Annotated in this window: 3 protein-coding genes and 1 pseudogene; 2 read left to right on the forward strand and 2 right to left on the reverse strand. The window is 70.9% G+C overall.

Features of this window, described 5'->3' with window-relative positions; translation table 11 throughout:
- Both IJH84_RS24100 and IJH84_RS24105 read right to left on the reverse strand, forming a co-directional pair.
- Positions 1 to 259: pseudogene (locus tag IJH84_RS24100) on the reverse strand (hypothetical protein); the annotation flags it as partial.
- A gap of 27 nt (positions 260 to 286) precedes the next feature.
- Positions 287 to 1,135 carry an SAM-dependent methyltransferase gene (locus IJH84_RS24105; RefSeq protein WP_295149390.1) on the reverse strand — a complete coding sequence of 283 codons (849 nt, stop codon included), beginning with the start codon at positions 1,133 to 1,135 and terminating at the stop codon, positions 287 to 289.
- A gap of 155 nt (positions 1,136 to 1,290) precedes the next feature.
- Between IJH84_RS24105 and IJH84_RS24110 the strand changes: the two genes are divergently transcribed.
- Entirely contained in the window at positions 1,291 to 1,755 is a 465-nt protein-coding gene (locus tag IJH84_RS24110) for a (2Fe-2S)-binding protein (protein WP_200072673.1), read from the forward strand.
- Positions 1,752 to 2,453: FAD binding domain-containing protein (locus IJH84_RS24115; protein ID WP_295149395.1), on the forward strand; the 702-nt coding region annotated here is incomplete at its 3' end. The genes IJH84_RS24110 and IJH84_RS24115, both read left to right, overlap by 4 nt.

Raw genomic sequence — 2,453 nt, forward strand, 5'->3', positions numbered from 1 at the left:
CGTGCTGCTGACCGGCCACCGACAGCGCTTCGATCGGGCCGGGCGCGTCCGCGGCGGCCTGCTCAACGGCTTCCCGGGCGGCCCGCCACCACGCCCACGGGTCGACCTCGGTGCCGACGGGGTGCACGGCTTTGCCGGTGGCGAGGACCTCGCCGTCTTCGGCGTCGGCCACCACGGCCTTCGTCGACTGGGTCGAGCTGTCGATGCCGAGAACGAGCACGGTTGGCCTCTCGAAGATCCCGGTCCGCGCGCGGACCATTCAGTGTTTGCAGCCGCCCGCGGACCGTCAGGGTTTGCGGCCCAGCCCGCCGAGCACCAGGTTCTGGCCGGGTTCGAGGGCGTGCATCGGCGGCCCGTCCGGCCACCAGTCTGCCGCGCGGACGAAGCCCGGCGGAACGATCTCGGTGCCGTCCAGCAGCGCGGTGATCTCCGCGGCGGTGCGGAACCGGCCGGAGCCCAGCAGCCGCAGGGCCGCGTCTTCCAGTTCACCGGCCACTTCCGCGGCAGGCTCACCGGGTTCGGGCCGATGCAGATGGCTCACCGCGACGTAAGAACCCGAAGGCACGGTTCCGAGGCAGCGCGCCACGGTGCCCCACGGATCCTGCTCGTCGTGCAGGTGGTGCAGCGAAGCAGCGTGCAGCACCGCCACCGGCCGGGACAAGTCGATGTTGCGCGCAACCACGGGGTGCGCGAACAGCTCCTCGGTCCGGGTGAAGTCGGCCAGCGCGAAGTGGGTGTGGTCGTTGTCCGCCAGCAGCGCCTTGCCGTGCGAATGCACCATCGGGTCGTGGTCGATGTAGACGACCACCGCCTCCGGATTGGCGCGCTGAACCACCTGGTGGGTGTTCTCGTCGGTCGGCAATCCGGAGCCGCAGTCCAGGAACTGGTCGATCCCGGCGACCACGGCCAGATAGCGCACCACGCGGATGAACCACTGCCGGTTGTCCCGCGCCGCGAGGTGCGCGGTGGGCGACAAGCGCCGGATCTCGTCCACTACCGCGCGGTCGACCGCGTAGTTGTCCTTGCCGCCGAGCATCGCGTCGTAGCAGCGCGCCACGCCCGGGTTGCCGGTGTCCAGCCGGCTCGTGTCGAGCGGGCCGGTTCGCTGCAGCGCAGCGCTGGGCCGGTCGGGCATCCAACACCTCGCAGCGCTTTACGACACCAAGACTGTCGCAAGCAGTATAGGCACGCCGATCGCCCGTTCCGAACAAGTGGGCGCCATCGAACCCTGATCAGCGCGCCCGCAGCCAGCTAAGCTCGATCTCAGTCAGACGTGAGAGGGAGCACAGGTTGCACGTCCAGATCAACCTCAACGGCACCGAACAACGACACGAGATCGCCGATCGCACGCTGCTGGTGCACCACCTGCGGGAGAACTGCGGCCTCACCGGCACGAGCACCGGTTGCGACACCACGTCCTGCGGTGCGTGCACCGTGCTGCTGGACGGCGAGTCGGTCAAGTCGTGCACGGTGCTGGCAGCGCAGGCCGACGGGCACCAGGTCACCACCATCGAAGGGCTCGCGGACGGCGACGAGCTGCACCCGGTGCAGCGCGCCTTCCAGCAGCACCACGGTCTGCAGTGCGGTTTCTGCACGCCGGGCATGGTGCTGGCGTCGGTCTCGCTGCTGCAGGAGAACCCGGCGCCGACCGAGCGGCAGGTCCGCGACGGCCTCGAGGGGAACCTGTGCCGGTGCACCGGATACCAGGGCATCGTCGAGTCGGTGCTGGCCGCCGCTGAGGAGGGCGATCGATGATCCCCGGTTCGTTCACCTACCACCGCGCGGAGTCCGTGGACGACGCGCTGTCCCTGCTGGCCGAGCACGGCGAGGACACGAAGCTGCTCGCGGGCGGGCATTCGCTGCTGCCGCTGATGAAGCTGCGGCTGGCGGCGCCGGAAGTCGTCGTCGACCTGACCGCGTTGCGGGACCTCTCGTTCGTCGAGGACGCGGGCGACGCGGTGCGGATCGGCGCACTGACCCGGCACCACGACCTAGCGACCTCGGATCTGCTGACGCGCGAGGTGCCGCTGCTGGCGCACGCGGCGGGCACGATCGGCGATCCGCAGGTGCGCCACCGCGGCACCATCGGCGGCTCGATCGCGCACGGCGACGCGGCAGCGGACCTGCCCGCGGTGGCGTTGGCACTGGACGCGGCGCTGGTGCTGCGCGGGCCGGACGGGAACCGCGAGGTCGCGGCGAGCGAGTTCTTCGTCGACTTCTTCGAAACCGCGCTGGAGCCGGGCGAAATCCTCACCGAGATCCGGGTGCCGAAGCACTCCGGCGGCTGGGACTTCCAGAAGTTCACCCGCCGCGCCATCGACTGGGCGGTGGTCGGCGTGGCCGTGGCCGGGGACGCGGTCGCGCTGGTGAACATGGGCCCGACGCCGATGCGCGCGAGCGCGGTCGAGTCCGCGCTGGCCGCGGGCGCCTCCCCCGCCGATGCGGCCGAGCAC

Source organism: Saccharopolyspora sp. (assembly GCF_017434145.1).
Classification (GTDB): Bacteria; Actinomycetota; Actinomycetes; order Mycobacteriales; family Pseudonocardiaceae; genus Saccharopolyspora_C; species Saccharopolyspora_C galaxeae.

Bases quoted from the DNA above. Each gene is read 5' to 3' on its own strand.
- IJH84_RS24105 (WP_295149390.1), bottom strand. From the start codon at position 1,135: ATGCCCGACCGGCCCAGCGCTGCGCTGCAGCGAACCGGCCCGCTCGAC.